We start from the raw sequence: 252 nt of genomic DNA, 5'->3' as shown, positions 1-252 counted from the left end.
AAAGTCGCTGTCGACCCCGTCCAGGGTCAGGGTGAAATGGGGCTGGTTGGCCGCTGAGAACATCCGATGTTCCTCCCGCTGCAAAAACTGGGGTGACAGGCTGCCCCGGCCGGCCATGCTGGCTGGCTGGCTGGCCGGGGCAGTGAACTAACGCAGGCTTAGCCGGCGACCGGGGTACGCCAGTCGTCCGAGCCGGAGGTACCGGACACTTCGTGGGTCCAGGTGATCTTGCGGTAGGTGAAGTGCACGTCT

1 pseudogene is annotated in these 252 nt (G+C 64.7%); it reads right to left on the bottom strand.

Going from position 1 to position 252, the window contains the following annotated elements:
• Nucleotides 1-158: 158 nt before the first annotated feature.
• Nucleotides 159-252, bottom strand: a pseudogene (locus QMX96_RS26900) (type VI secretion system tube protein Hcp); the annotation flags it as partial.

The sequence above is a fragment of the Pseudomonas sp. PS01300 genome, assembly GCF_029960155.1.
GTDB lineage: Bacteria > Pseudomonadota > Gammaproteobacteria > Pseudomonadales > Pseudomonadaceae > Aquipseudomonas > Aquipseudomonas palmensis.
The sequence above is the reverse complement of the archived record's forward strand: the minus strand, read 5'-3'. Positions and strand labels throughout refer to the sequence as shown.